Source organism: Vibrio rotiferianus, from assembly GCF_002214395.1.
In the GTDB taxonomy this organism is placed as follows: domain Bacteria; phylum Pseudomonadota; class Gammaproteobacteria; order Enterobacterales; family Vibrionaceae; genus Vibrio; species Vibrio rotiferianus.
The window spans coordinates 970,897-996,039 of the sequence record NZ_CP018312.1 but is presented as its reverse complement, the minus strand read 5'-3'; the positions used below and the strand labels follow the sequence as shown (position 1 = coordinate 996,039).

25 protein-coding genes, 1 riboswitch and 1 other annotated feature are annotated in these 25,143 nt (G+C 44.9%); of the genes, 6 read left to right on the top strand and 19 right to left on the bottom strand.

Translation table 11 applies throughout. The annotated features are described in order from the left end of the window. Window position 1 precedes the first annotated feature (1 nt). Genes hisC through hisG form a run of 3 tightly spaced genes read right to left on the bottom strand, consistent with a single transcriptional unit; the run spans window position 2 to window position 3,249 of the window. Complete coding sequence (hisC, locus tag BSZ04_RS13690) at window positions 2-1,042, bottom strand: histidinol-phosphate transaminase (RefSeq protein WP_088880578.1); 1,041 nt, start codon at window positions 1,040-1,042, stop codon at window positions 2-4. Window positions 1,043-1,054: 12 nt separating this feature from the next. Continuing rightward, a complete protein-coding gene (gene hisD / locus BSZ04_RS13685) occupies window positions 1,055-2,347 on the bottom strand; it encodes a histidinol dehydrogenase (protein ID WP_088880577.1) in 1,293 nt (430 codons plus the stop codon). A gap of 5 nt (window positions 2,348-2,352) precedes the next feature. After that, the gene (gene hisG, locus BSZ04_RS13680) at window positions 2,353-3,249 is read right to left on the bottom strand and encodes an ATP phosphoribosyltransferase (RefSeq protein ID WP_010449163.1); all 897 of its coding nucleotides are present in this window, start codon (window positions 3,247-3,249) and stop codon (window positions 2,353-2,355) included. A 53-nt stretch (window positions 3,250-3,302) separates the two neighbouring features. Further along, window positions 3,303-3,441, bottom strand: a sequence feature (His leader region). 352 nt (window positions 3,442-3,793) lie between these two features. On the opposite strand from hisG, the gene BSZ04_RS13675 reads away from it, so the two are divergent. Then, window positions 3,794-4,747, top strand: a complete 954-nt coding sequence (locus tag BSZ04_RS13675; RefSeq protein WP_088881601.1) for a sigma-54 interaction domain-containing protein — start codon at window positions 3,794-3,796, stop codon at window positions 4,745-4,747. Window positions 4,748-5,036: 289 nt separating this feature from the next. On the opposite strand, the gene tet(35) is transcribed toward BSZ04_RS13675, so the two are convergent. Further along, window positions 5,037-6,638 (bottom strand): tetracycline efflux Na+/H+ antiporter family transporter Tet(35), encoded by a 1,602-nt coding sequence (gene tet(35), locus BSZ04_RS13670; RefSeq protein WP_088880576.1) that lies wholly within the window; start codon window positions 6,636-6,638, stop codon window positions 5,037-5,039. Window positions 6,639-6,747: 109 nt separating this feature from the next. Continuing rightward, window positions 6,748-6,928, bottom strand: a riboswitch (Lysine riboswitch). A 603-nt stretch (window positions 6,929-7,531) separates the two neighbouring features. On the opposite strand from tet(35), the gene BSZ04_RS13665 reads away from it, so the two are divergent. After that, window positions 7,532-7,939: an H-NS family histone-like protein gene (locus BSZ04_RS13665; protein WP_010449168.1), complete on the top strand. Its 408-nt coding sequence runs from the start codon at window positions 7,532-7,534 to the stop codon at window positions 7,937-7,939. Between the two features lie 145 nt (window positions 7,940-8,084). Here the strand turns inward: BSZ04_RS13665 and BSZ04_RS13660 are convergent, their stop codons facing one another. Together BSZ04_RS13660 and BSZ04_RS13655 are read right to left on the bottom strand one after the other, a co-directional pair. After that, window positions 8,085-9,389 carry an inosine/guanosine kinase gene (locus tag BSZ04_RS13660; protein ID WP_010449171.1) on the bottom strand — a complete coding sequence of 435 codons (1,305 nt, stop codon included), beginning with the start codon at window positions 9,387-9,389 and terminating at the stop codon, window positions 8,085-8,087. A 116-nt stretch (window positions 9,390-9,505) separates the two neighbouring features. Continuing rightward, window positions 9,506-9,775: a hypothetical protein gene (locus BSZ04_RS13655; protein WP_010449173.1), complete on the bottom strand. Its 270-nt coding sequence runs from the start codon at window positions 9,773-9,775 to the stop codon at window positions 9,506-9,508. Between the two features lie 188 nt (window positions 9,776-9,963). On the opposite strand from BSZ04_RS13655, the gene mnmA reads away from it, so the two are divergent. The 3 genes from mnmA to purB all read left to right on the top strand — a co-directional run bounded on the left by mnmA (window position 9,964) and on the right by purB (window position 13,240). Beyond that, on the top strand, window positions 9,964-11,088 hold the full coding sequence (gene mnmA / locus BSZ04_RS13650; protein WP_088880575.1) for a tRNA 2-thiouridine(34) synthase MnmA: 1,125 nt from the start codon (window positions 9,964-9,966) through the stop codon (window positions 11,086-11,088). Between the two features lie 10 nt (window positions 11,089-11,098). Beyond that, a complete protein-coding gene (hflD, locus tag BSZ04_RS13645; RefSeq protein WP_005427511.1) occupies window positions 11,099-11,716 on the top strand; it encodes a high frequency lysogenization protein HflD in 618 nt (205 codons plus the stop codon). Window positions 11,717-11,869: 153 nt separating this feature from the next. Continuing rightward, window positions 11,870-13,240 (top strand): adenylosuccinate lyase, encoded by a 1,371-nt coding sequence (purB, locus tag BSZ04_RS13640; protein WP_005378198.1) that lies wholly within the window; start codon window positions 11,870-11,872, stop codon window positions 13,238-13,240. A gap of 297 nt (window positions 13,241-13,537) precedes the next feature. Here the strand turns inward: purB and BSZ04_RS13635 are convergent, their stop codons facing one another. The 9 genes from BSZ04_RS13635 to htpX form a co-directional block, all read right to left on the bottom strand. Then, window positions 13,538-14,056 carry a DUF3833 domain-containing protein gene (locus tag BSZ04_RS13635; RefSeq protein WP_088880574.1) on the bottom strand — a complete coding sequence of 173 codons (519 nt, stop codon included), beginning with the start codon at window positions 14,054-14,056 and terminating at the stop codon, window positions 13,538-13,540. Between the two features lie 17 nt (window positions 14,057-14,073). Further along, window positions 14,074-14,667, bottom strand: coding sequence for a chalcone isomerase family protein (locus tag BSZ04_RS13630; RefSeq protein ID WP_088880573.1), 594 nt, complete (start codon window positions 14,665-14,667; stop codon window positions 14,074-14,076). Beyond that, entirely contained in the window at window positions 14,627-15,139 is a 513-nt protein-coding gene (locus BSZ04_RS13625; RefSeq protein ID WP_088880572.1) for a DUF2878 domain-containing protein, read from the bottom strand. Before BSZ04_RS13625 ends, BSZ04_RS13630 begins: the two co-directional genes overlap by 41 nt. 6 nt (window positions 15,140-15,145) lie before the next feature. Then, complete coding sequence (locus BSZ04_RS13620) at window positions 15,146-16,402, bottom strand: SAM-dependent methyltransferase (RefSeq protein WP_088880571.1); 1,257 nt, start codon at window positions 16,400-16,402, stop codon at window positions 15,146-15,148. After that, window positions 16,396-17,217 (bottom strand): DUF1365 domain-containing protein, encoded by an 822-nt coding sequence (locus BSZ04_RS13615; protein ID WP_162531059.1) that lies wholly within the window; start codon window positions 17,215-17,217, stop codon window positions 16,396-16,398. Before BSZ04_RS13615 ends, BSZ04_RS13620 begins: the two co-directional genes overlap by 7 nt. Before the next feature lies 1 nt (window position 17,218). Further along, window positions 17,219-18,529, bottom strand: a complete 1,311-nt coding sequence (locus BSZ04_RS13610) for an NAD(P)/FAD-dependent oxidoreductase (RefSeq protein WP_088880569.1) — start codon at window positions 18,527-18,529, stop codon at window positions 17,219-17,221. A 12-nt stretch (window positions 18,530-18,541) separates the two neighbouring features. Continuing rightward, window positions 18,542-19,267: an SDR family oxidoreductase gene (locus BSZ04_RS13605; protein ID WP_088880568.1), complete on the bottom strand. Its 726-nt coding sequence runs from the start codon at window positions 19,265-19,267 to the stop codon at window positions 18,542-18,544. Continuing rightward, window positions 19,264-19,683: a nuclear transport factor 2 family protein gene (locus tag BSZ04_RS13600; protein ID WP_088880567.1), complete on the bottom strand. Its 420-nt coding sequence runs from the start codon at window positions 19,681-19,683 to the stop codon at window positions 19,264-19,266. Before BSZ04_RS13600 ends, BSZ04_RS13605 begins: the two co-directional genes overlap by 4 nt. Window positions 19,684-19,912: 229 nt before the next feature. Then, window positions 19,913-20,782 (bottom strand): protease HtpX, encoded by an 870-nt coding sequence (gene htpX, locus BSZ04_RS13595; protein ID WP_010449196.1) that lies wholly within the window; start codon window positions 20,780-20,782, stop codon window positions 19,913-19,915. A 370-nt stretch (window positions 20,783-21,152) separates the two neighbouring features. Between htpX and BSZ04_RS25045 the strand changes: the two genes are divergently transcribed. Beyond that, a complete protein-coding gene (locus BSZ04_RS25045) occupies window positions 21,153-21,320 on the top strand; it encodes a hypothetical protein (RefSeq protein ID WP_010449198.1) in 168 nt (55 codons plus the stop codon). Window positions 21,321-21,415: 95 nt separating this feature from the next. Here BSZ04_RS25045 and bioD read toward each other — a convergent pair whose 3' ends face one another. From bioD to bioB, 4 genes are read right to left on the bottom strand one after another with little or no spacing between them, the layout of a single operon-like run. Next, window positions 21,416-22,099 (bottom strand): dethiobiotin synthase, encoded by a 684-nt coding sequence (gene bioD / locus BSZ04_RS13585; RefSeq protein WP_010449200.1) that lies wholly within the window; start codon window positions 22,097-22,099, stop codon window positions 21,416-21,418. Continuing rightward, the gene (gene bioC, locus BSZ04_RS13580; protein ID WP_088880566.1) at window positions 22,096-22,917 is read right to left on the bottom strand and encodes a malonyl-ACP O-methyltransferase BioC; all 822 of its coding nucleotides are present in this window, start codon (window positions 22,915-22,917) and stop codon (window positions 22,096-22,098) included. Before bioC ends, bioD begins: the two co-directional genes overlap by 4 nt. Continuing rightward, a complete protein-coding gene (gene bioF, locus BSZ04_RS13575) occupies window positions 22,917-24,068 on the bottom strand; it encodes an 8-amino-7-oxononanoate synthase (protein ID WP_162531058.1) in 1,152 nt (383 codons plus the stop codon). Before bioF ends, bioC begins: the two co-directional genes overlap by 1 nt. After that, entirely contained in the window at window positions 24,055-25,107 is a 1,053-nt protein-coding gene (gene bioB, locus BSZ04_RS13570) for a biotin synthase BioB (protein ID WP_005378222.1), read from the bottom strand. The genes bioF and bioB overlap by 14 nt, the downstream gene beginning before the upstream one ends. Window positions 25,108-25,143: the final 36 nt, after the last annotated feature.

The following is a 25,143-nucleotide window of genomic DNA, read 5'->3' as shown; positions in this document are numbered from 1 at the left end:
CTTATGAGTAGTAGTTTCTAATAAATCCAAGTGTTTTTTCGCACTCGTCACGGTTACCCACACTGATACGTACGCAGTTCTCAATTGGCGAGTTGCGTAAAATAATTCCCGTCTCCCAAGCGGCTTTGAAAAGCCCATCACCATCTGGGAATTTCACCAATAGGTAGTTCCCCCACCCTTCAAACACTTCCAAACCCGGAATCATTGAAAGACCAACTTGCAAGTAGGCACGGTTTGCATTCAGATCGAGAACTTGGAACTTCGCTCGCGCTAGGCCTGCTTCAGAAAGCGCTTGAGTGGCAATTTCTGCTACTGGCACCGGTACTGGATATGGTGCGATAACTTTAAGAAGTACATTAATCAGCTCTTCGTTCGCAAGCGTAAATCCACAACGCAGACCTGCAAGCGCAAAAGCTTTCGACAGAGTGCGCAGAATTGCGAGATTCGGGTATTGCGCCAGTAAATCTACCGTTGATGCTTCAGGGCAAAAATCAATGTACGCTTCATCCATCACCACGATTGCACGGTCTTTTGTCATCTCAAGCAGAGAGACAATATCTTCACGCTTAACTAAGTTACCCGTTGGGTTGTTTGGCGAACATACAAAAACCAGTTTCACGTTATCTAGATTAGCTTCGATACCTGCAAGGTCTAGTTGCCAATCTGACGTTAGTGGCACGGTTTTTCGCTCGACACCAATGGTTTCTGCGCTGATGGCATACATACCGTAAGTTGGTGGACAGTAAAGAATCGCATCTTCACCCGGCTCACAGAAAGCACGAATCAGTAGTTCAATGCCTTCATCTGCACCGCGAGAAGTCAGCGTTTGTTCTGGTTTCACACCCGCATACGCTGCGTAAGCAGAAATCAGTTCTTTCGGTTGGCATTCGCTGTAACGATTAAGACGAGCAAAGTCTGTTTTGTATTCATTGTTAAATGGTGATTCGTTGGCATTTAGCCACACGTCACCGGTACCACCAATTCGGCGAGCCGATAAATAAGGGGTAAGTTGTTGGACTTGTTTACGCGCTAGCTTTTCCATCTCATTGTCCTCTTACTTCGCTGCCAATTTTTCTACGCGGATAGTCACTGCACGTTTGTGTGCATCCAAGCCTTCCGCTTCAGCCATTGTGACTACTGTAGGGGCAAGGTTCTTTAGACCATCAGCAGACAGCTCTTGAATCGTCATACGCTTAGAGAAGTCCGCCAAGCCTAAGCTTGAATAAGTACGTGTGTAACCGTAAGTAGGAAGAACGTGGTTAGTACCAGATGCGTAATCACCTGCTGATTCAGGCGACCAATCACCAAGGAAAATAGAGCCTGCGTTGTCTAATAGAGGCAGAAGCTCGCGTGGGTTCTTAGTCTGAACAATTAAGTGCTCAGGACCGTAGTAATTTGAGATTGAAACCGATTGAGTCAGAGACTCGGCAATGATGATCAAGCTTGAAGCCAATGCTTGTTCAGCGATATCCGCACGAGATAGCTCCTTAAGCTGACGTTGAACCGCATCCGTCACTTGATCCGCAATCACAGGTGAAGGTGTCACAAGTACCACTTGAGAGTCAGGGCCGTGCTCCGCTTGGCTTAGAAGATCTGCAGCAATGAAGTCTGGGTCTGCGGTTTCATCGGCAATCACTAACACTTCTGATGGGCCTGCTGGCATATCAATCGCTGCGCCACGGAAATCATTACTTACCTGACGTTTTGCTTCTGTCACATAGGCGTTGCCCGGGCCAAAGATCTTATCGACTTTGGATACAGTCTCTGTACCGTAAGCCATCGCAGCGACGGCTTGACCACCGCCAACGTTGTACACTTCATCAATGCCACACAGTTTTGCTACATAAAGAATCTCGTCAGCAATTGGTGGTGGTGAACAAAGCACCACTTTACGACAGCCTGCAATTTTTGCAGGAACCCCAAGCATCAAAACAGTCGATGGCAATGGCGCACTGCCACCGGGAATGTACAAACCTACTTTTTGAATTGGGCGCGTTACCTGCTCACAAAGTACACCCGGTTGAGTTTCTACTTTGATTGGCTGTGGCTTTTGTGCTTTGTGAAACTTAGTGATGTTTTCATACGCTTGCTCTAATGCGCTTTTCATCTTTTCAGAAAGACGCGCTGACGCTTCATCGATTTCTTGAGCGGAAACACGGATGGATTCCGGCTGCACTCGGTCAAACTTCTCAGTCAGCTCCAATAATGCAGCATCACCTTCTTTGCGAACTTTTGCGATTACTTCAGAAACCGCGGCAGTGATGTTCGCACCTTCTGTAATTGCAGGACGTTCTAGGATTGAGTCTTGCTGCGTTTCACTTAGCGATTGCCATACGACTGTTCTCATTGCGATTACTCCATCATTTTTTCAATTGGTAGTACTAGAATTGAGCTCGCACCCAGTTCTTTTAGCTGTTCCATGGTTTCCCAGAACAGGTTTTCAGTACTTACCAAGTGAACCGCAACTTTTTGCTTGTCAGCAGATAGAGGCAATACCGTTGGGTCTTCAGCGCCTGGAAGCAGTGCTTTGATTTGGTCTAGCTTCTCAGCTGGCGCATGTAGCATGATGTACTTAGACTCTTTCGCTTGCTGTACGCCTTGCATACGAGTCAAGAGCTTTTCGATTAGCGCCACTTTGTCTGCGTCGAACTCACCAGTACGTTGGATGAGCGTTGCTTTTGATTTGAAGATAATTTCAGCTTCTTTAAGACCGTTCGCCTCTAGCGTTGCACCTGTAGAAACCAAGTCAGCGATGGCATCAGCAAGACCCGCGCGTGGGGCAACTTCTACAGAGCCTGTCAGCATACATGCAGAGAAAGGAACACCCGCTTCATCCATGTAAGCTTTTAGCAGTTGTGGGTATGTCGTAGCGATACGTTTGCCAGCGAGGTCTTGAGGGCCGTTGTACTCTTCGTCTTTGTCGATTGCGATAGATAAACGGCAGCCACCGAAATCAAGACGACGAAGTTGAACAAATTCATACGGTTCACCCAACGCTTTACGATCTAAACGAACTTCTTCTAATTCGTTTTCACCGATAAAGCCAAGGTCTACTACGCCATCCATAATCAGACCAGGGATGTCGTCATCACGAACCAAAAGCAAATCAATTGGCATGTTCTCTGAGTGAACCACTAGACGCTCACCCATTACGTTGAATTTCACGCCACACTTTTTCAGTAGAGCTTGGCTCTCTTTGCTTAGGCGGCCTTTTTTCTGAATTGCGATTCTTAAGCGTTGTGTTTGCATTGCTTTATCCCTGTGCAAAATTTGGTAATTTGAATATTTTATAAACCAGTAAAACTAAAAAACCCTCGAGAGATGTTGGTCTCCCGAGGGTTTGAAATCTGTTTTCACTTTGATTTTCACCTCCGGGAGTTTCCTATCTCCCGGGTATGCGTACATCTCCCGAAAGACTAGGCTGGGTGATGATGGTGATGAATGTTCATTACAAAATTACGCATACTTATTTAAACTCGATTGAATTGCTTCGTTAACAACCACACTAACTAAGCTTCTGATGTTTTTCAACACAAAAATTAAACTTTTAGCAAAACACCACATAACCAATTGTTTTTAAACAAATTAAAGTTAGATCAATCTTAACCTCACATCAAATTGTGTTGTAGATGTTTAGCTTGGTGAAACCATGTAAACCCGTTTCGCAAAAAGTCAGTCTGTTAGGTTGAACACAGAGAACCACATGTCATTCTCACATTTGAGAGCGCGAATCATCCCTGAGACAGTTAATCCTGACTATCCTTCTTATGGGGCATCGGAAGAAATAATATTAATGAAAATTCGCAAAGTGGGAGTTAAGCAGACCACTGCTGACCAGCATCCACAACTTCAGTTTTTGATCGGAGAAAGCTCATGCATTAACGAGTTACGCACCAACATCGCTAAATACGCCAAAAGCGATGCTGAGGTGCTGATTCACGGTGAGACAGGCGTCGGTAAAGGACTCTGTGCGCACATAATTCACGAACTTTCGTCACGACACGAACACCCTTTTGTCTCGGTCAACTGCGGGGCTATACCTTCAGGTCTTGTAGCTTCGGAGCTGTTCGGACACACGAAAGGCGCCTTCACTGGCGCAATCCATGATCGCACTGGATTTGTCGAAAGAGCAAATAAGGGAACGCTTTTTCTAGACGAAATAGGCGATATGCCACCTGATTCGCAAATACATTTATTGCACTTTTTGGAAAGTAAGCAAATTCAAAAGTTAGGTGGGGACAAATGCTTAAACGTTGATTGTCGTATTATCGCTGCTAGCCACGTGGATTTAAAAAGTGAAGTGGTAAGGGGGAACTTTCGAGAGGATCTCTTTTATCGTCTAAACATCCTTACGCTCTCCGTCCCGCCAGTCAGACGTCGTGGTCATGACATTTTGTTATTAGCACAGCATTTTTTAAATCAGCTGCAAAATGGAGAAGAATTCGAGATATCAAAAAAAGCTGAAGATAAATTAATGGCGCATTCATGGCCAGGTAATGTACGCGAACTGAGAAATGTCATTCAGCGAGCTATTGTAATGAGTGAAGATGGCACAATCTTAGAAGCTGATCTGGGATTAAATAGCAAAGATAGAGAAATCCTGCCTAATAGCGAACAAATTGACTTAGAGTTCCTGCTTCAAGCTATTGAAGATAACAAACATAATATGAGCGCTGCTGCAAGGCAACTTGGTATTTCCAGAACCACCTTATATCGTCTCATCAAGAAATATAACTTACACGTATAAAGTGTAACGTAACACTGTGTAACACACGTAATCCACACTTTCAGTTACTTAGCAAAAAGCCAAGATAACTGCCATTCTAGCTATAATAAAATCATAGACTTAAATCCGGCATAGCCCTTGCTTAATAACCAATATTGTTTAAGTAAGTTGAGGTGTATTTTACAGCACTACTTTTCTCTAACTGTTACCCCAAAAACGCGATAGCCCCCCTCACCTATATATCGCGTTAAAAAAAAGCTCCGCCTGACCTCGGCGGAGCTTCCTCTTTTAATAAGCTACATTCAATGCGCTAAGCGTTTTGGCATGACGCCATTTTAGACTTAGAGATCCAAGATAGTACTGCACATACAATCACAAACGTAATTGATGCTGCAATAAACGAGAACGCAATAGACGCTGTCATACCCAGAACAATAAAGCCCACACATGAAACAAGTGCTACCGAAAGCGCATAAGGCAACTGCGTTGATACGTGATCAATGTGGTTACAACGTGCGCCAGTCGATGACAGAATTGTGGTATCTGAGATAGGTGAACAGTGGTCACCGAATACAGCACCAGCCAGAACAGCACTTAACATTGGTAGCATTAGTGCTACGTCTGTTGCACCAGCCATATCACCCGCGATTGGAAGCATGATCCCGAACGTACCCCATGAGGTGCCTGTTGAGAATGCCATTAGACCAGAAAGCAAGAATAGGATAACCGGCAGCCAATGAGGGTTAATGTTACCTTGCGCCATTGTCGATAGGTAAGAACCCGTCTTCATGTCACCGATAACAGAGCCGATAGTCCATGCGAAGACAAGAATTAGGATCGCACCAAACATCGATTTAGCACCAATCCAAAGTGTGCGACCAATCTCTACCATTGGAATGCCTTGTTTAAACACAGTAAACAGTGCTACAGCCAGGCCAAGCAAGCTACCGTAGATTAAAGACATACCAACATCGGTGTTCTCAAACGCACCTAGAAGAGCAAACTCTTTACCGTCCGCAGCTAGTGCTTGACCACCGGTGTAAAGCATAGATGCTATAGTAGCAACGATAAGCGTTACGATTGGAAGCACTAGGTCAGAAACTTTGCCCTTCTCGCTTTCACGAATATCTAGCTCTTCGTTAAGCTCGTGAGCTTCTTGAGTATCGTTTTCTTTATCTTTGTCAAAACCACGGCCTTGAGATGCTGCGATTTCATGGTCACGCATCTTGCCAATATCAAGACCAAACCACGCAACTGCAAATACCATTAGTAGCGCAAAGACAGCGTAGAAGTTCATTGGGATAAGGCGTACATAAGCACCAAGCGCTGAGTACTCCGTGATACCGTGTGACACCAAGATACCACCGATAATCGTAATAATGTACGCACCCCAGCTAGAAGCTGGCATGATCACACACATTGGTGCAGCGGTTGAGTCAAGGATGTACGCAAGCTTGGCGCGAGAGACGTAGAAACGGTCGGTCACTGGGCGAGAGATCGCACCAACAGCAAGACTATTAAAGTAATCGTCGACAAAAATGAATACGCCAAGGAAGGCTGCAAGAAGTTTAGAGCCGCGTTTACTTTTTACTCGTGTTTGCGCCCATTCCGCAAAAGCGCGCGTACCACCAGAAAGTGTTAACAGTGCTGTTGTCATACCTAAAAGGATTAGGAAGCCAACAATGCTCATGTTCCAAGTATTAATACCACCGTCTTCAATAAAGACAGAAGAAACTTGAGAGCTAACATAACCTACCGTGTTACCGATAGACCAATCGTTAAGTAGCACCGCACCCAGTACGATACCAACACCAAGAGAAACTAAAACACGTCGAGTTAGAATCGCCAGCGTCAGTGCGACAATAGGCGGTAATAACGAAACAGGAGAATGTGCAAAATCTATTAAATTCATGATCTTCAAAAACCAAAGTTTGGCTAGAGATCTACTGCAGACAAGTCACGTAGCATACGGTACGTGCTCATGTTGAACTTAGCGACAGGGAAGCGAACACTCCACCCAACCCTACAGTAGCGCTCCATAGTTTAATGTTTATATACTATGGCAGTGTTGCTCCTTTCGGATACAACCCCAGCAAGTGGTTTCGATAGGCCACTTACTTCGGCAATCTTCGCCTTCCACTATTATTCATTGGCATCACCCCAATAATAGCTACTCTTCGAGACTGCGCCTCTACGGCAACAACAAACAATTAACCATTAATTGTACAAATTAACAACATATTGTCTGCAATATTGCATCAGGTATTTGCCATTGTACTCATGAGGACCACCAATGCAACACATCAAACTAAATTAAATCGATAAATAATCGTCACAATGATTTATAAATGAAATGTAACTGAAACATGGATTACGCAACTGCAATCACATTAATTAAATAAATAGAAGTTGACGTAAACACTCTACCTTTAGCACTGTGCATTTAAGCTCATAACATTCGAAAAGGAGCAATTCCCCAAATAAGAGTAAGTCTCATATCGCATATTTAAATTCTATCGGTCATACAGCGGCCTTTCACCTAAAGAATAGATTAACAACTTTATGATTAGAGTGATTCCCGCTGAGTATTAAAGCCAATAATGCTTACTAGGCCAAATAAGTTTGAACTTATATTAAACAGTACGCTCCAATATTGAACTTTTATAGAAAAATTTATTTATTGTTTGCCAACCACGGAAAGATGGCGTTAAATATTAAAGTTTAATATTTCTATTATTTTGTTTGTTTTAATTAATCACTAGCATTATTATTACCAAACACCCTACTTAAAGAATAGGAACAGTTATGTCTGAGCTGACAAAAACACTTCTAAATATTCGTAGCCTACGCGCATTTTCACGTGAGCTAACTCTAGAGCAACTTGAAGAAGCACTAGATAAACTAACTATCGTAGTTCAAGAACGCAAAGAAGCTGAAGAAGCTGATCGCGCTGCACAAGCAGAGCAAGAAGCAAAACTAGCAGCAATTGCAGAACAAATCGCCCAAGATGGTATCGACGTTAATGCACTAATTAGCGCACTATCAGGTGAAACAAAAACAAAAACTAAGTCTAAGCGCGCTCCACGCCCAGCTAAATACAAATATGTAGATACAACTGGCGAAGAGAAAACTTGGACAGGCCAAGGCCGTACACCTTCTGCAATTCAAGAGCAATTGGATGCCGGTAAATCGCTAGATGATTTCCTAATCTAATCTCGACCAACAGTCATACTAAAAAGGCTCCTCTAAGGAGCCTTTTTTTATCTCTTACACATTTGTATTCTTCACTAAACTCAGAAAGCTCAGACAAAAAAGGCGCATAAAAATATGCGCCTTATAAAGTCATGGTGAAGAACGGTTAACGCTCCCAGTACGCCTCTTCTAGGCTATCTTCTCGCTCAGGCAGTCCACGGGATAGACGAGGAGAATGCTGCACTAGCACTTCATAGCTTGCACGGTTCGCGTATTTACATACTTGCGAAAACGAAGAATACGTTAAAAACTGATGCGCATGCTTGCTGGAGTTTGGCACATTTTCTTTGTGGTACTTATTTGCGGCCATATCATGAAGTACTGCAGATAACGCAGCATCACCAGCACCATTGGTATTTTTAATTTTCTCTGGGCCACCCATATAAGGAGAAATATGAGAATAAACTTTAATTGGGTTTACACTTGCATCCTTTTTCGCTGGACGGCTAAATTCGTAGCGGTTAAATTCCGCGATCGAGCCAGGAAGCAATGGAAGTGAAGTTTCGCGCTTAGCATCATCTTCTGTATAACCCGCCATAAACAATCCAACAGGGCCCGCTGTACATAATACAAGATCAGCCCATTCTAATGTTTTATCAGACGCAGCCAATGGATCAGATTCACCAGTAAGTGCCTCTGCTTCATCTTCATTCATTGCCACAACCGATACGTTATCGCGAATAAATTCTTGCCAGAATGTAGGATCATCTTGAATAACGAATTTAGTACCTAGTGTTAATACCACTGGTACGTCGTGTTTCTTCGCGTATTCAATCGCGCGCATGGTTGCTTCAGGCATTGGGTCGCCTTCTTTACAACGCACTAGGTACGCTGTGAGAACCAGAGCAGATGCACTCTTGAAGATTTTCTCAGGAATATTGTCTGGGTGAAGTTGGTTCATTTGGCCTTCGCTGATTGCGAAAGTACGTTCACCGTCTTCAGTAATAAGAGCAAAACAACGACCGATTGCACCTTCAACACCTTGTAGGTAGTTTAAGTCCATACGGCTTGACGTATTACATAGGTAGCGGTAACCGTAGCTACCGATTTTGATATCCTGGCTCATAACGCCTAGAAGTGTAGAGCGGTCATCTGCCAATACAGAGTAGTTATGTAGCGTGTTACCGATCGTACCGCCCGCATACTCATTCGTAATTAGGTTGTCTTCTTTTAGCTGCTGGTAAAGCGCTTCTGCCGTTGCATCATCAATTACCAGCGAGTGTCCCTTACTCAAACCATATTTTTCGATTACATCCGTGGTAACTTTAGCTTCGATATCTACCAACGTCTGATCAATACCGATAATGTGAGTACGCGTCATTTTCTTGCTTTCTTGTGCTTGACTCACTAAAGGGTCGCGAGCATGAACAGGAAAATAATGCTTCGATTTGCGTTGTCCAGGAAATTTCATATTGTTTGTCTGAATAAGGGATGAAAAGGAGAACGGATTCTATACCGCTGTTATAAAAGCAGCAATAAAAGCAATTATAGCAAACGTTTGCAGTCTATTTTTTTCTTTCAGGCTACTTATTCACCTTCCATAAAGCTTAGATCAGGTAATTGCTCCAGGTGCTCGCTATAACGCTTTAAGTTGAACTCCCCTTCATTTTTCATCACGTCAAAAATCTCAATCGACATCGCACACGCCATCATTGCAATCGCGTCTTCACGTGGTGTGCCTGTCATCATTAGGCGCATGAGTGTTTCTTTTACTTTAAGTGGGTTGCTGTCTTCGAGTTGATTTTCGACAATTTCAATCAACTCAGCTTCTTGCATAAATTGGTTTTCTTCGGTCATTTGATTTTTCCTCTTGGATTTTTGCCAACTATGCCATATATACCATCTCTATACTTATGAAATTACCAACTTGCGATTTTGTTGGAGAAAAGTGCAGCAAATCGAAGTGTGATTTCGATCTCGGATCTGTCACCGGCCTGTGGATTCTGGTAGAATCTGCGTCCCGTTTATTTAAGTGGTGTTTAGTAATGTCTGATAACAGCCAAAAGAAAGTCATCGTCGGTATGTCCGGCGGCGTTGATTCATCTGTTTCTGCGTATCTTCTCAAGCAACAAGGCTACCAAGTAGAAGGCCTGTTCATGAAGAACTGGGAAGAAGATGACAACGAAGAATATTGTACAGCAGCAGAAGATCTTGCTGATGCTCAGGCAGTATGTGACAAGCTAGGCATTCACCTACACACCATCAACTTTGCTGCTGAGTACTGGGATAATGTATTTGAGTACTTCCTTGCTGAATACAAAGCAGGCCGTACACCAAACCCAGACATTCTTTGTAACAAAGAAATCAAGTTCAAAGCATTCCTAGAATTCGCTGATGAAGTGCTTGATGCTGATTACATTGCAATGGGTCACTACGTGCGTCGCTCTTTCCCAGAAAACGGTGAAAAGCCACAGATGCTACGTGGTCTAGATGGCAATAAAGACCAAAGCTACTTCCTATACACGCTAAGCCACGAGCAAGTTGCGCGTAGCCTATTCCCTGTGGGTGATCTAGAGAAGCCAGAAGTGCGCCGCATCGCGGAAGAACAAGATCTAATCACGGCGAAAAAGAAAGACTCTACGGGTATCTGTTTCATCGGAGAACGTAAGTTCACAGAGTTCCTTGGTAAATATCTTCCGGCTCAACCAGGTAATATTGAAACACCTGAGGGCGAAGTGATTGGTCAGCACCAAGGCCTTATGTACCACACACTAGGCCAGCGTAAAGGTCTACACATCGGTGGCCGTAAAGGCGGCGGTGGTAACGAAGACCCATGGTTCGTTGGCGAGAAAGATCTTAAACGTAACGTTTTGATTGCCGTTCAAGGTAAAGACCACCCAATGCTGAAATCAGAAGGTCTACTTGCATCACAACTTCACTGGGTAGATCGTGAGCCAATTCGCGATGTTATGAAGTGCACAGTGAAAACTCGTTACCGTCAGGAAGATATTCCTTGTACAATCATCCCTATCGATGATGAAAACATTAAAGTGATCTTTGACGAGCCACAAATTGCTGTGACGCCAGGTCAATCAGCTGTGTTCTATAAAGATGACGTGTGCCTAGGTGGCGGCATCATCGAGCAACGCATTAAATATTCTCAAGCTTAGGAGTCGTTACGTGGCGAATACACTTTATGACCGTACTATCGCTTTTGCAGGTATCTGCCAAGCTGTTGCTTTAGTTCAGCAGGTAGCGAGAGACGGACATTGTGATCAAGATGCCTTTGAAACGTCAATTAACGCCATTTTGAATACTAGCCCAGCGAACACCATTGGTGTTTTCGGTCGCGAAGCCGATCTTAAGCTGGGTCTTGAATGCTTGGTGAAAGGGATTGATAGCACCCCATCGGGAAGTGAAGTCACTCGCTACATCATCAGCCTAATGGCATTAGAGCGCAAGCTATCGGGTCGTAACGATGCAATGTCACAACTTGGTGATCGCATCCAAATGGCTCAGCGTCAAACGGAACATTTTGAATTGCTAGATGACCAAATGATCAGCAACCTAGCAAGCATTTACTTGGATGTAGTCAGCCCTATTGGTCCTCGTATTCAAGTAACTGGTACTCCATCGGTACTGCAACAAACCTCTAACCAGCACAAAGTTCGTGCGCTGTTGTTATCGGGTATTCGTAGTGCAGTACTTTGGCGTCAAGTTGGCGGTAAACGTCGCCACCTAATCTTCGGACGCAAAAAGATGGTAGAGCAAGCGCAAATCCTTCTTGCTCGAATGTAATAAGGTATCTAGTAAGCAGCTCGCGTTTATCGCGAGCTCATTTTTTTAGACCAAAACAAATCTCGCGCAAACGTTTGCGCAATATTCGTGACAATTGCCACAGTTATTGGTATAAAGCTCACGAAATTTAGAAACCCAATTCAGGAGAACATCATGGAACTGTCAGCATTGACTGCTGTTTCACCAGTAGACGGCCGTTACGGAAGCAAGACAATTGCGTTACGCGAAATTTTCAGTGAATACGGTCTACTAAAATACCGTACTATCGTTGAAATCCGCTGGCTACAAAAGCTTGCTGCTACTGCTGAAATTGCAGAAGTGCCAGCGTTTAGCGCAGAAGCAAACCAATTCCTAGACGACCTTGCTGCAAACTTCTCTGAAGAAGATGCACGCCGTATCAAAGAGATCGAGCGTACAACTAACCACGACGTTAAAGCGGTTGAATACTTCCTAAAAGAGAAAGTAGCAGACGTTCCTGAACTGCACGCAGTAAACGAGTTCTTCCACTTTGCATGTACTTCTGAAGACATCAACAACACTTCACACGCTCTTATGCTTAAAGAAGCGCGTGAGAACGTGATTCTTCCAGAAATCCGTAACCTAATCGACGCTATCAAAGCACTAGCAGTGGAATACCGCGATATTCCTCTACTATCTCGTACACACGGTCAGCCTGCTTCTCCATCTACTATGGGTAAAGAAATGGCAAACGTGGCGTACCGTATGGAGCGTCAATTCAAGCAAATCGAAAACGTTGAGATCTTAGCGAAAATCAACGGTGCAGTTGGTAACTACAACGCACACCTTTCCGCTTACCCAGAGCTAGATTGGCACAAGTTCTCTGAAGAGTTCATCACTGAGTCTCTAGGCGTTACTTGGAACCCATACACAACTCAGATCGAGCCACACGATTACATCGCTGAGCTGTTCGACGCTATCGCTCGTTTCAACACTATCCTGATTGACTTCGACCGTGACGTTTGGGGTTACATTGCACTAGGCCACTTCAAGCAAAAAACTATTGCTGGTGAGATCGGTTCTTCAACCATGCCTCACAAAGTTAACCCAATCGACTTTGAAAACTCAGAAGGTAACCTAGGCCTTGCGAACGCTGTATTCGGCCACCTAGCACAGAAACTGCCTATCTCTCGTTGGCAGCGTGACCTAACTGACTCAACAGTTCTACGTAACCTTGGTGTTGGTGTTGGCTACGCAATCATCGCTTACACTTCTACGCTTAAAGGCATCAGCAAGCTAGAAGTAAACCGCGAAGCACTTCTTGCTGAACTAGATAAGAACTGGGAAGTACTAGCTGAGCCAGTACAAACAGTAATGCGTCGTTACGGCATCGAGAAGCCATACGAGAAGCTAAAAGAGCTAACTCGTGGTAAGCGTGTAGACGGCGAAGCAATGCGTAACTTCATCGACGGTCTTGAGCTTCCTGAACACGAGAAAGCACGTCTGAAAGAGATGACGCCAGCAAACTACATCGGTCAAGCAATCGAGCTGACAGATAAGCTGTAAGAGAATCGAGAATCGAGAATCGAGAATCGAGAATCGAGAATCGGATAATTTTGAGGGTTGACGTGAAAGCGTCAACCCTTTCTTCGTTTAGGGGGAACGGGATTCTCCCTATGGAACGCTAAGCTTCAGGATAAGGGATAAGGGATAAGGGATAAGGGATAAGGGATAAGGCTCGGTTATAGCCATTCCAGATGCAACTGCTATCCACACACCAAATTCATCTTCCTTTCGCTAAACTTACCGCGCCTCAATCTCGACTCCTAAAGCGAAGCGCTCCCGCATCTCGTTTCTTTATTTCTATTGCCTCTGGAAGAAAAGAGTAATCGTCCCTACTTCAACGCCAAACTTCTTAATCTTGGTAAGGTTAAACACGTGCATATCATCCTGGCGGTACAACCAATCATCGAACGACACCGTGATGGTTGAATCATCCATTTTCAGCTCGAAGTCGTATTGCCATTGCAGCGCATTACCCATCTCTTTACCGGTGGCAACACCAATAATGTCATCCGCTTTGCCTTTATAGGTGCCGTCTTCGAGTTTAGTAATGACCCATATACGCTGGTCGAGCTCGCCATCATCAAAGACAAAGTCTTCCACCAGCGTTAGTTCATTACCTTCAACCGTCCCGACAATGTCGACTTCAAATCGGCGAGTTTGTTTATCAGTGTAGTCCTGCACCATTCCCCAGGCCTTGACGTCACCTTCGAAGTAGCCAAACAGGTCAAAGGCTGGTGATGCCGCTTGATAGTTATCAATATCAGCAGAGCATGCGCTAAGAAGTGTTACCGCAGCAATCACTGGTGCTTTGAGCATTCGTTTTAATAATTTCACTACCTTACCTGCCCTATCAGTTGTTTACGAAGTTTAGGAAACTCTGTTTTCGGTGATAACCAAATCGAAAGAAACGCATCATTAAGCCGCTCATCTTTCACATATCCGACGGTTTGATACGGTTCACTCCCGGCTTTGCGATAAATAAGCTGACCATTTGTACCATCAGTGAGGTAAGTCAACTCATCACCCTTCTTAATGTTGGGAAACATAGTGTCCAGCTCCAAGATCCACTTTTGTCGGTAAGGCTCCGTAAAGCCCAGCTTTTGCCACTGCTCATCAGTCACATCGAGCAGCTGCTCTTTACTGATATCGCGCTGGTAGTTGATCTCTAAAGCAAAAGGATGGGGAGAAACGTCTCTAGACACCGAGTACTGACCATCGGGCGCTTTAAGGCGGGACTTGTAGATATCAAAAACAAACCAAGTGAGTTGTGCCTCACCCACCGTCTGCCATTGTTGCCAATTGCTAGTGGTTATTATCTCACTCAAACCAACCACATTTTGAGCTTGCAAGGGCACTGCATAGAACAAGGAGGCTGCCATAACACTACTAATCAGTTTCCGTCTCCAATTTCTCTTCAAGCTTTTCATTTCCGTACACCTTGAGTATCAGAAGCATCATTGAGCACCATTCTACGAACAGAATCGCCAGTGTAGCGCCAGAGCTTAGTCCAAATTCAACGGCTTGGAGTTTATAGCCAGCAAAGTAACTCGCTGTTCCTCCGATACCGCCTACTATAGATACGTAGGTTTTTGGAAAACGGTACAAAATTGATTTGAGTTGGTAGGCATACCATGAGAATAGAACCCACAGACAAACAAGCCATATGGGTAACCAAGGGGTTGGGAATATAAAGAGGGAAAATTGCTTATTGAAGGTATCTAAGACCAAGCCAATAGATACAATCATGGCGATATTCTTGAGAGCGAAGGGTTCGGCTCTCCAGCAGTACACCAAGGTAATTAACGTGAGTATTAACGTCAGCCACTGCCATTGATAGGTCCCAAGCACCGCGGCAAACCAGCAGAGTTGGAACCATGTCGATGCAACAAACACTCTCATAACGAACTACGGGCGCTGAAACGTCATGTGAACGGCACTGATCGTGCGAGCTAAGAAGCCACCCTCACAGTAGCTCAAGTAATAACGCCACATGCGCACGAAGCGATCATCGTAACCAAACGAGCGCACTTCACTCTCGGCTTGATTAAAGCGATGATGCCACTCATTAAGCGTTTTGGCGTAATCAAGCCCAATATCAAACAGATCTCGGGTAACCAAGTCACTGTACTTCGTCGTTGCTTGAGTAAGGGATGTGACTGAAGGTAAAAAGCCTCCTGGGAAAATGTACTTCTGAATAAAATCGACATTGTTGCTGTAGTAATCGTAGCGCTGGTCGGCAATCGTAATCGCTTGAATCGCCATCAAGCCTCCCGACTTTAACAAGGATTCGCACTTCTTGATATAAGAAGGCAGAAACTGCTTACCCACCGCTTCAATCATCTCTATAGAAACAAGCTTGTCGTAAGTTCCGGTTAGGTTGCGGTAATCTTCTTTGAGCAGTGTAATTTTTCCCTCTAATCCACGCTCTTTAATCTTCTGTTCCGCGTACGCATGCTGCTCTTCAGAAATGGTTGTCGTCGTCACCTGACAGCCATATTGTTCAGCCATGTAAATCGCCATTGCACCCCAGCCGGTGCCAATTTCGATGACATGATCGCTAGCTTTCAGCTCAACTTGCTGACACAGTCGATCCATTTTGTTGATTTGTGCCTGTTCTAATGAGTCGCCCACTTCGTTGTACAATGCTGACGAATACAGCATGTTGGTATCAAGAAACGCTTCATACAAGTTATTACCCAAGTCGTAGTGAGCATGAATATTCTTACGGGAGTTTTCTTGCGAGTTGCGGTTAGTCCAATGACTGAACTTATACAACAACCTTGTAAGCCAACTGCCCTGCTCTTCGAGCTTATCCAGTGCACGCATGTTGAGAGCCATCAACTTCATCAATGCCGTCAAATCTGGGCTATCCCACCAGCCGTCCATGTAAGCTTCACCTGCTGCAATACTACCACCTTGTAAAATGCGTGAGTAAAAGCCCGGATGCTTGACCTCAATCGTCGCCATAATTGGCTCACCGTTATATTCTCCATTTGGCGTTGAGAATCTCTCACTGCGCTCAGTCGTTTCTGTTTTGAAGCTCTCAATAACCGTTAAGCAGCCGATTTCCATCTTTTGAAGACACTGAAAAAGAACTCCACGAGCCGCTTTTTGCGTCGTCGTTAATTCACGCGGCATTGCCATAGAAGTCGTATTTAACATGCAGAGTTCTCCTTGTGCTTATTATTCTTTTCTTCTTTACTCACTTGCTCAGGTTCTGTCGTTTCAGGTTGAGCGTATTTAGGATGTGAGTAAAAAGGCGCGCCTTTAATCCAAAGTTTTAGAGCGTGCCAGTAAATACCAACCATGACTTTTACCGTTTGAATCGGCGTAACGATCAAGCACTTCAATAAGGTTTTACTTGAAAGTGGCTGCGCTTTCATCGCCATGGTGGCATCGAAATGTTTTTCACCTTTGTGGCATTCAAGATGGATATTTAACTTGTCTGTCAAAGGTTTGATCTTCCAATGGTAACGTTGGTCGATTGGGTTAAAAGGCGAGACATGAAAGGCTTTGTCTTGCTCCCACCCAAAATTTTCATCCTGTTCGTTTGCCGCTATCGCATAGTAATGACGTTCATTCCAAGGGGTGTTGCTTACTTCTGCCAGCAGGTACTTCCACTCGCCCTCCTTGTTATAAACGTAGTAGAAATTAACCGGACTAAAATAAAGCCCTAGGTAACGCAGGTGACAAACGGCAACCACTTTACCCGTCAAACGAACGCCAGTTAGCGCTTCCAATTTGTCTTGCACGGCTGACTTAATGCATCCTTTACCATCGAGGTAATCACTGCGCTTAAAACGAGCCCAATGCCACCAACGAGAACCAAAACCCCACACTCTTTTCTCCAACGCCTCGAGTTCATCTACGTCGATGGCAGGCATAAATAGTGAGTAATTCAGCTCATGACTCACAGGCGTGAATCGACGGTGGCGAACATTGCCTATAAACAATCGGCTGTTCATCTGGCTACTCATATCACGCCGCGCCTTTTTCAAAAGGCACCACATTTTGCTCGCGGTATTTTTCTTCTAGTCCTTGAACAACATCAAGCGCGCTACGAACACCATCTTCATGGAAGCCGTTGTACCAATAGGCACCACAGAACCATGTACTCTGTTTGCCTTGGACTTCGTCTTTACGTTGCTGGGCGGCAATAGACTCCGTGGTAAACACTGGATGATGGTAAGTGAATGAACGTAGAATCTTGTTTGGGTTGATTTTTTTCGTACTGTTCAACGTGACACAGAAAGTATGCTCAGACTGAATGTGTTGCAGTATGTTCATGTTATAAGTCAGAGAAGGAAGACGCTCTTGCTGTTCTTGACTGCCATCAAGTAGGTAATTCCATGCCGCCCAAGCCGCCTTGCGTTTTGGCAACAGGCCAATATCCGTATGCAACACGACTTCGTTTGCTTGGTACGCCATATCGCCTAAGATTTCTTGCTCGTTAGAGCTTATGTCGCCCAGCATTCGCATTGCTTGATCACTGTGGCAAGCGAAGATAACGTCATCAAACCAGTGCATCTCACCATGAACTTCAATACCAACACCGTTATCAGTACGGATGACTTTTTCGACTGGGCTGTTAAGACGAATATTATCGGCAAAACCTTTGGTCAACGGTCCAATGTAAGAGCGTGAGCCGCCTTTTATCACATACCATTGCGGGCGGTTTGTGATATCTAACAATCCGTGATTGAGGAAGAATCGCAAGAAGAACATTAACGGGAATGCGCGCATGTCTGCCAAGGTCGATGACCAGATTGCAGCACCCATTGGTAATATGTAGTTATCAGTAAAAAATGGACTGAAGTCGTGTTCGTCAAGAAACTCACCCAGCGTCTGAGAATCTGTCGATTTCTCGTTAGCAAAGCTTTTCGCCAGTTTGTTAAAACGAAGGATCTCTGAGATAAAGCGGTAGAATTTTGGGTTTGCCCAGTTTCGTTTTTGAGCAAACAATGTCGACACTGTGTGACCGTTGTACTCCAAACCATTACCGTCGTTTCTGACGCTGAAGCTCATTTGGGTCGGCAAACCTTCGACACCAATTTCGTTCATCATTTTGATGAAGTTTGGGTAAGTCCGGTCATTGTATACAATAAAGCCGGTATCGATCGCGTACTCTTTTCCGTCAACGCTCACGTCAACAGTCGCCGTATGCCCACCTATGTAGTCGTTCGCCTCGAACAACTTTACGTCATGTTCTTTATGCAAGTAATAGCCACAAGTGAGACCAGAAATCCCGGTACCAACAATGGCGATTTTCTTTCTTCCTGCAACGTTCATGCTTCTTCCTTCTTATGATACGAGTTTTGCGGTTAGCCGTGCTTGCCAGCTGTAGGGAAGCAGCGAGATAAAGCGCAAAATGCCAGTGAATCTCGCTGGGAAATAGATATGGCTTTTGTTTGCATCCAACTGCTTGCGGATGGCATCAGAAGCCTGCTTTACCGATACAATCATCGGCATATCAAAAGTGTTTTTGTCGGTGAGAGGCGTTTCGACAAAGCCGGGGAAAACCGTGACGACTTTGATCCCTTTCTTCTTTAAGTCGACTGCCAGCGTGCGTGCGAAATAACTCACTGCGGCTTTAGATGCGCCGTAAGCCTCTGCTCGCGGCAATGCGACTTCCGATGCAATGGAACCAACAATGACAACACGATGACCTCGTTCGAAGCGAGGCTGACAAGCTTCAACACAATTAGCTACACCAACCACATTCACGTTCATAACGCGCGCCATGAGTTTCGCGTCAACAACGCCGTCGTCCATGTATTCGCAGTCGCCAGCGTTGAAAATCCAGTTTTCAGGAATAAAAGGCAATTCAGACAGTGTTTGGAGCGTTTCGTCATACTGCGTCACATCAAAACGTAAGGTTGAGATGTTCTTCGACGCGCCCTCAAGCTCTGCCAACACGGCCTCATTGCGTCCGCAGGCAATCACTTTCCAGCCTGAGTTTGCATAGTCCAATGCGAGCTGACGTCCAATCCCCGAAGTCGCCCCTGTAATCAGTACCGAACCACTCATTGCCCTAGCCTCTGTTTGATGGTTTTAACCACAGAGCCAAGTAGCGGCAGGTTTTCGTATAGCATTTCACCTAAGTCAAAATAGTCTCGATGATAAATAACCTGCCCGTCGCAGAATTTAAGATGCGAAACGCCGTTCACCGAAATAGGCGCGCCTTTCTGAAGTTTTGGGTGTTGTAAATCCATCGTCCAAGTAAGGAAGCCAGTTTCCCCGACTTGTTGATGGTCATGAATGACAAAGTCACAACGAATGACATTGGTGTAAAGTGATTGAAAGTAATCGGATAACGCAGGCCACCCTTCTAAACGATGAGCAGCATCTTCAAACACTACATCCTGGTGATAAATCTCTTCTAACAAGTGCAAATTTGCCTTGCTCAGCTTTTGATAAATGTTGCCAACTGACTGAATGTCCATTCTTACGCTCCTATATCACCTTCAACAGTTGTACAAAATTATTATATGTACAAGATAGACCAATCGTAAAAAGTTGTACAAAAATATTTTTGTATAACTTTATTTCTGTAAAGTGATACGTGACGAGATCCACTAGCGATCAATAGACACAAAAAAAGGCTTGGTTAAAAAACCAAGCCTTTTCAGAATATTAACTAACAGCTAATTGAACTGTTAGCGTAAGAATTGATTAGTATTGTTGAGCACGTAGCGCTGCGATACGTTTATCTAATGGTGGGTGGCTCATTAGAAGCTCAGTCATTGAACGCTTACCGTTGATACCAAACGCCATCATAGTGCCATCCAGTTGAGATTCGTGACTCATTTTCAGACGTTCTAGCGCCGCGATCATCTTCTCTTTGCCCACTAGTTGTGCTGCACCGGCATCAGCATGGAATTCACGGTGACGGCTGTACCACATGGTTAGGAAGCTTGCTAGGAAGCCAAATACCAGTTCAAGCACCATGGACACAATGAAATAAACCATCATGTTTGAGCCTTGACCTTCCTCATCGTCATTCGAAGCAACAATGTTAGCAATGAAACGAGATAGGAAGATAACGAAGGTATTCACGACACCTTGCATTAGCGTCATGGTCACCATATCACCGTTAGCGATGTGGCTAACCTCATGCGCAAGTACCGCTTCCGCTTCATCACGAGTCATGTTGTGCAAAAGACCGGTAGATACTGCAACTAGCGAATCATCACGCTTAGCACCGGTTGCAAATGCGTTGATGTCTGCCGCATCATAAATAGCGACGGTTGGCATACCGATGCCCGCTTGTTGAGCTTGGCGACCAACTGTTTCTAGAAGCCAATGTTCAGTTTCGTTACGTGGGCTCTCAATCACCATGCCGCCTACCGAGCGTAGTGCCATGCTCTTAGACATCATTAGCGAGATGAATGCGCCACCAAAACCAAACACTGCTGCCATCAGTAGTAGACCAGACAGACTGCCTGGCTGCATTCCAGTTACAGCGTAAACAATATTCAGAACAACACTAAGCACTAGCACGACTGCTAGGTTAGTTGCTAGGAATAACATAATTCGCTTCATTACTTTTCTCCGAGGAAGCTTATCGTTTTTTTAAAACGGATTATTATATGGAACAAGATTTATATCTAAGTAACAGAACGCCTGAAAAGCTCGCTCTGCTTGGTTTCGTGCTCCGTTGCGTTATAGATATAGTCTATCCTCGATAAAAACAAGGTTAAGCAATAAATTGCAACATTTGTTTTCGAGATTGAAATATTTACACAAACTGCAAAATTTAACTCCCATAGAAACAGCGCCTTAGCCTAGGTATAGACTTTGGTCTTATTGTGCGACTATCCGTACGTGCTAGATTCAGCTTAGATGAACGAAACGGGGCGAGCTTTAAGGACAAAAAAGCAGTTCCAAACTTCCATGTCTTGAGGGAAAAATCATGGTAGAAACTAACGACTATCAAATGGCTATCGATCTACTTTGTTGTCATCTAGGTATCTCAGAGGATGAGGCAAAACAACAGCTAGGTATTTCAACCGATGCTCACATGTCAAAGCGCGTTGCTGAAACACAACAAGCTTTGATGGGGCTTAGCCAAGAGAAATAAACTAAACGTCGAATCTTACGATTAGACACATAGGTTTACATGAGAAAAGGGCTGCATTGTGCAGCCCTTTTGATATTTACAGCTCATTCGTAGGTCTATATGTTAAGCAGTGGCTCAACATTGATGTATTTACCTAACTCTTTACGCTTCGCACTTGGAATGTACGGAATCTCACCTAACTTTGGAGCATCGATACGATCTTCCAACATATCGATGATTTCCGCATAGTGCTCTGTGCCTGGGTTAACGCGGTTTGCAACCCAACCGACTAGATTCAGACCATCCGCTTTGATGATCTCAGCTGTGAGCAATGCATGGCTCAAACAACCCAGTTTAATACCTACAACCAGTACTACTGGTAATTGCTCTTGCTGAACCCATGTTGACAAGCTATCAGTGTCAGATACAGGTACGCGCCAACCACCGGCCCCTTCTACAAGAACAATATCCGACTGCTCTTTGTGCTGAGCTAGTTTTTCGCTCAATACTTCGTACTTAATCTCTACGTGTTCGTGCTTAGCGGCGATGTGAGGAGAAGAAGGTAATTCCAAAGCATATGGGTTTACATCGTCGTATGCGATATCTAGCGTCGCGGCTTTCTGCAGATGCAATGCATCCGAGTTGCGCCAACCTTCCGCCGTCTTGTCGCTTCCTGCTGCCACTGGTTTATAACCAATGGTGTTAAGCCCTTTTGCACCAAGTGCCTGCAAAATAGCTTTAGACGCTACCGTTTTTCCTACATCAGTATCCGTACCAGCAATAAAAAATGCATCAATCATTTAACTATGACTCCAAAACAAACCTGATAACTTGCAGGTAGAAGACCTTGATCGTTTCTAAATGCTTGGTACGCACGCTCAACTTGCAACAAAGTGCGACGGCTCGTCAAGCCATGTGAGCGCCCGCTTACGTGATTTGCACCAATGCCTTTGAGATCACGCATGACAGAAAACGCTGAGTCGTACCAAACTGTGATGGGGGTCAAGTCTAGATGATGGTTGTGGCACCAAGATTGCGCTAACGCAATTTTTACCTGATTGTGGGTAATAAAGTTATTCACGTGTTGATGTGTGTCAATTTTTGACCACGCCTCGCGTAACTCATACAACGAGCCATCCGCCAGAGTAGAGAAGCATCCCGTCCCTCCTCGCTTTAGCACACGACGCAATTCTCGCAGTGGGTAGCTTAAATCCACACACCATTGCAAAGCTAAACTTGAAAAAACGTAATCGAAGCTCTCATCATCAAATGGCAAGTTTTCGGCATCAGCTAACTGGTACTGCATTCGCTGTGTACCACAACGCTGCTGCGCTTTATCTAACATCGCTTGTGAGATATCGCCACAAACCACTTCTGCGCCACGTTGTTGGAGCAGGTGAGAGAAGTAGCCTGTACCACAGCCCAAATCGAGAACGCGTTTACCCATTAAGTCCTCAGGAAGCTTATCAAGCAAGCGATGCCCAACGTCACGCTGAAACGCCGCGTGCTTATCGTATGTTTCAGCTGCTTTGCCAAATGAGGAAGCAATCGCGTCTTTGTCTTGATAGAAACTCTCCAATGCGGCCGTTTTTGCTAAAGCGGTGGTTGCATTACCCATTACAGCGCTCCTAATGCTTGCTTCAGTGCCACTGAAAGCGTTTTAACTTGTTCATTAGTGTGATTGGCAGTGAGTGTAATTCGAAGACGAGATGTTCCTTTAGGTACCGTCGGTGGACGAATCGCTGTCACCCAAATACCGTTTTGACGACAAGCGCTTGCAACCTGTAAAGCCAGTTCGGATTCACCAATCATAAATGGCTTAATCGAGGTTTTCGTTTCAACAAAACCGTCGAGTTCGTTGAGGCTATCTCGATAAACTTCACTTAGCTCTGCAAGCTTTTCACGTCGCCAAGACTGCTCTTGAATCATAGAGACAGCATGCGTCAACGCATACGCTTGTGCTGGCGGTATCGCCGTGGAATACACATGGTGACGAGCAAACTGAGTTAAAAAGTCCCCAGTTGCGTGGTCACATAAGATAGCCGCGCCAGACATACCAAAAGCTTTACCAAAAGTAACGATCAACAACTCAGGCTTTACTGAAGCCAGCTCGCAAGACCCACCACCGGATTCACCAAGAACGCCAATACCGTGTGCATCATCGACGGCGAACCAAGTATCGTGGCTTCGTGTAACTTCGGCAATATCATGAATTGGTGCACAATCACCGTCCATACTGAACACCCCTTCGGTCACAACTAGATGGTTGTCTTCGCTATTCAGCAGCGACTTTAGGTGCTCGATGTCATTATGCTTGAAGCGCTTCATTTTAGCTGGCGACAACATCCCAGCCTCCATCAAAGAAGCATGGTTCAAACGGTCTTGAATGAGGACGTCTGATTTTTCTAGCAGAGTAAACAGCAGCGCTTGGTTAGCACTGAAGCCAGAGCCAAACAGGATTGCCCTCTCGTAACCCAGCCATTCGGTCAGTGCCGCTTCTAAATTGCTGTGCGCTGCACTAAAGCCTGTCACCATTGGAGAGGCGCCACTACCGCTGCCGTATACACTCAAGCCTTGCTGCCAAGCACGAACAAGCGCTTGGTCATTGGCCAAGCCTAAGTAGTCGTTACTTGAGAAGTTGATGTAGCGTCTGCCTTCGTATTCCAAAATCGATTGGTTGCCAGAAAACACCACATTCATCGAACGATTCAGCCCCTGCGCTTTACGGGCGGCAAGGGCGGACTCGATACGAGATTTAAACGCTGGCATCGTAGAAAAGGTCGTCTTTTGTTGGACGAGCAGCAACACGCTCTACAACGCGATCCAGCAACTCGTTTTCTTCGATTTCATCAGGTTTTTGAGACACTTCTTGGCTGTTAATGCCGAGCTTATTGAACAGCATCATGTCTTTATCTTCAGAAGGGTTTGGCGTGGTCAGAAGTTTGCAGCCATAGAAGACTGAGTTTGCACCCGCCATAAAACACAGCGCTTGCATTTGTTCATTCATGTTTTCACGGCCAGCCGATAGACGAACCGCTGATTGAGGCATCATGATGCGCGCAATCGCAATCAGGCGAATGAAATCGAATGGCTCAACATCGTCCACTTCTTCCAGTGGTGTACCCTTCACCTTAACCAGCATGTTGATTGGCACGCTTTCAGGGTGTACTGGCAAGTTAGCCAGTTCAACCAACAAACCCGCTCGGTCATTGGCACTTTCACCCATGCCGATGATGCCACCGGAACAAATCTTCATGCCGGCATCACGAACGTGAGACAAGGTATCTAAACGATCTTGGTAAGTACGTGTGGTAATGATATTGCCGTAGAACTCAGGTGAAGTATCTAGGTTGTGGTTGTAGTAATCCAGACCCGCGGTTGCCAGTTGTTTTGCTTGATCTGGTGTCAACATGCCTAATGTCATACACGTTTCTAAACCCATGCCTTTCACGCCTTTGATCATGTCGGTCAAATGCGGCATATCACGCTCTTTAGGGTTCTTCCACGCTGCGCCCATACAGAATCGAGTAGAACCCGCGTTTTTCGCTTTTTGCGCAGCGTCGAGTACGCGTTCTACTTCCATCAGACGCTCTTTTTCGATGTCTGTGGTGTAACGAGCACTCTGAGGACAGTACTTACAATCTTCCGGACAAGCACCTGTCTTAATCGATAGAAGCGTGCTTACTTGAACATGGTTGGTTTGTTGATATTGACGATGAACAAGCTGCGCTTCGAATAGGAGATCCATGAATGGTTTTTCCATGAGATCGCGTACTTCAGCATGCGTCCAGTTATGACGAACTTCCACGTGTATTCCTTTAGTCACTTTTTTTGTTGTGTTGAC

Excerpts from the sequence above, each read along its gene's own strand:
- bioC (WP_088880566.1), bottom strand. The coding sequence starts at position 22,917 with ATGGGTAATGCAACCACCGCTTTAGCAAAAACGGCCGCATTGGAGAGT.
- BSZ04_RS13615 (WP_162531059.1), bottom strand. The coding sequence starts at position 17,217 with ATGAGTAGCCAGATGAACAGCCGATTGTTTATAGGCAATGTTCGCCAC.
- hisD (WP_088880577.1), bottom strand. The coding sequence starts at position 2,347 with ATGAGAACAGTCGTATGGCAATCGCTAAGTGAAACGCAGCAAGACTCA.
- BSZ04_RS13600 (WP_088880567.1), bottom strand. The coding sequence starts at position 19,683 with ATGGACATTCAGTCAGTTGGCAACATTTATCAAAAGCTGAGCAAGGCA.
- BSZ04_RS13660 (WP_010449171.1), bottom strand. The coding sequence starts at position 9,389 with ATGAAATTTCCTGGACAACGCAAATCGAAGCATTATTTTCCTGTTCAT.
- BSZ04_RS13620 (WP_088880571.1), bottom strand. The coding sequence starts at position 16,402 with ATGTTAAATACGACTTCTATGGCAATGCCGCGTGAATTAACGACGACG.
- hisG (WP_010449163.1), bottom strand. The coding sequence starts at position 3,249 with ATGCAAACACAACGCTTAAGAATCGCAATTCAGAAAAAAGGCCGCCTA.
- hisC (WP_088880578.1), bottom strand. The coding sequence starts at position 1,042 with ATGGAAAAGCTAGCGCGTAAACAAGTCCAACAACTTACCCCTTATTTA.
- htpX (WP_010449196.1), bottom strand. The coding sequence starts at position 20,782 with ATGAAGCGAATTATGTTATTCCTAGCAACTAACCTAGCAGTCGTGCTA.
- BSZ04_RS13605 (WP_088880568.1), bottom strand. The coding sequence starts at position 19,267 with ATGAGTGGTTCGGTACTGATTACAGGGGCGACTTCGGGGATTGGACGT.
- BSZ04_RS13675 (WP_088881601.1), top strand. The coding sequence starts at position 3,794 with ATGAAAATTCGCAAAGTGGGAGTTAAGCAGACCACTGCTGACCAGCAT.
- BSZ04_RS13610 (WP_088880569.1), bottom strand. The coding sequence starts at position 18,529 with ATGAACGTTGCAGGAAGAAAGAAAATCGCCATTGTTGGTACCGGGATT.
- BSZ04_RS13665 (WP_010449168.1), top strand. The coding sequence starts at position 7,532 with ATGTCTGAGCTGACAAAAACACTTCTAAATATTCGTAGCCTACGCGCA.
- BSZ04_RS25045 (WP_010449198.1), top strand. The coding sequence starts at position 21,153 with ATGGTAGAAACTAACGACTATCAAATGGCTATCGATCTACTTTGTTGT.
- BSZ04_RS13630 (WP_088880573.1), bottom strand. The coding sequence starts at position 14,667 with ATGAAAAGCTTGAAGAGAAATTGGAGACGGAAACTGATTAGTAGTGTT.
- BSZ04_RS13635 (WP_088880574.1), bottom strand. The coding sequence starts at position 14,056 with ATGCTCAAAGCACCAGTGATTGCTGCGGTAACACTTCTTAGCGCATGC.
- BSZ04_RS13655 (WP_010449173.1), bottom strand. The coding sequence starts at position 9,775 with ATGACCGAAGAAAACCAATTTATGCAAGAAGCTGAGTTGATTGAAATT.
- bioF (WP_162531058.1), bottom strand. The coding sequence starts at position 24,068 with ATGCCAGCGTTTAAATCTCGTATCGAGTCCGCCCTTGCCGCCCGTAAA.
- BSZ04_RS13625 (WP_088880572.1), bottom strand. The coding sequence starts at position 15,139 with ATGAGAGTGTTTGTTGCATCGACATGGTTCCAACTCTGCTGGTTTGCC.
- purB (WP_005378198.1), top strand. The coding sequence starts at position 11,870 with ATGGAACTGTCAGCATTGACTGCTGTTTCACCAGTAGACGGCCGTTAC.
- bioD (WP_010449200.1), bottom strand. The coding sequence starts at position 22,099 with ATGATTGATGCATTTTTTATTGCTGGTACGGATACTGATGTAGGAAAA.
- mnmA (WP_088880575.1), top strand. The coding sequence starts at position 9,964 with ATGTCTGATAACAGCCAAAAGAAAGTCATCGTCGGTATGTCCGGCGGC.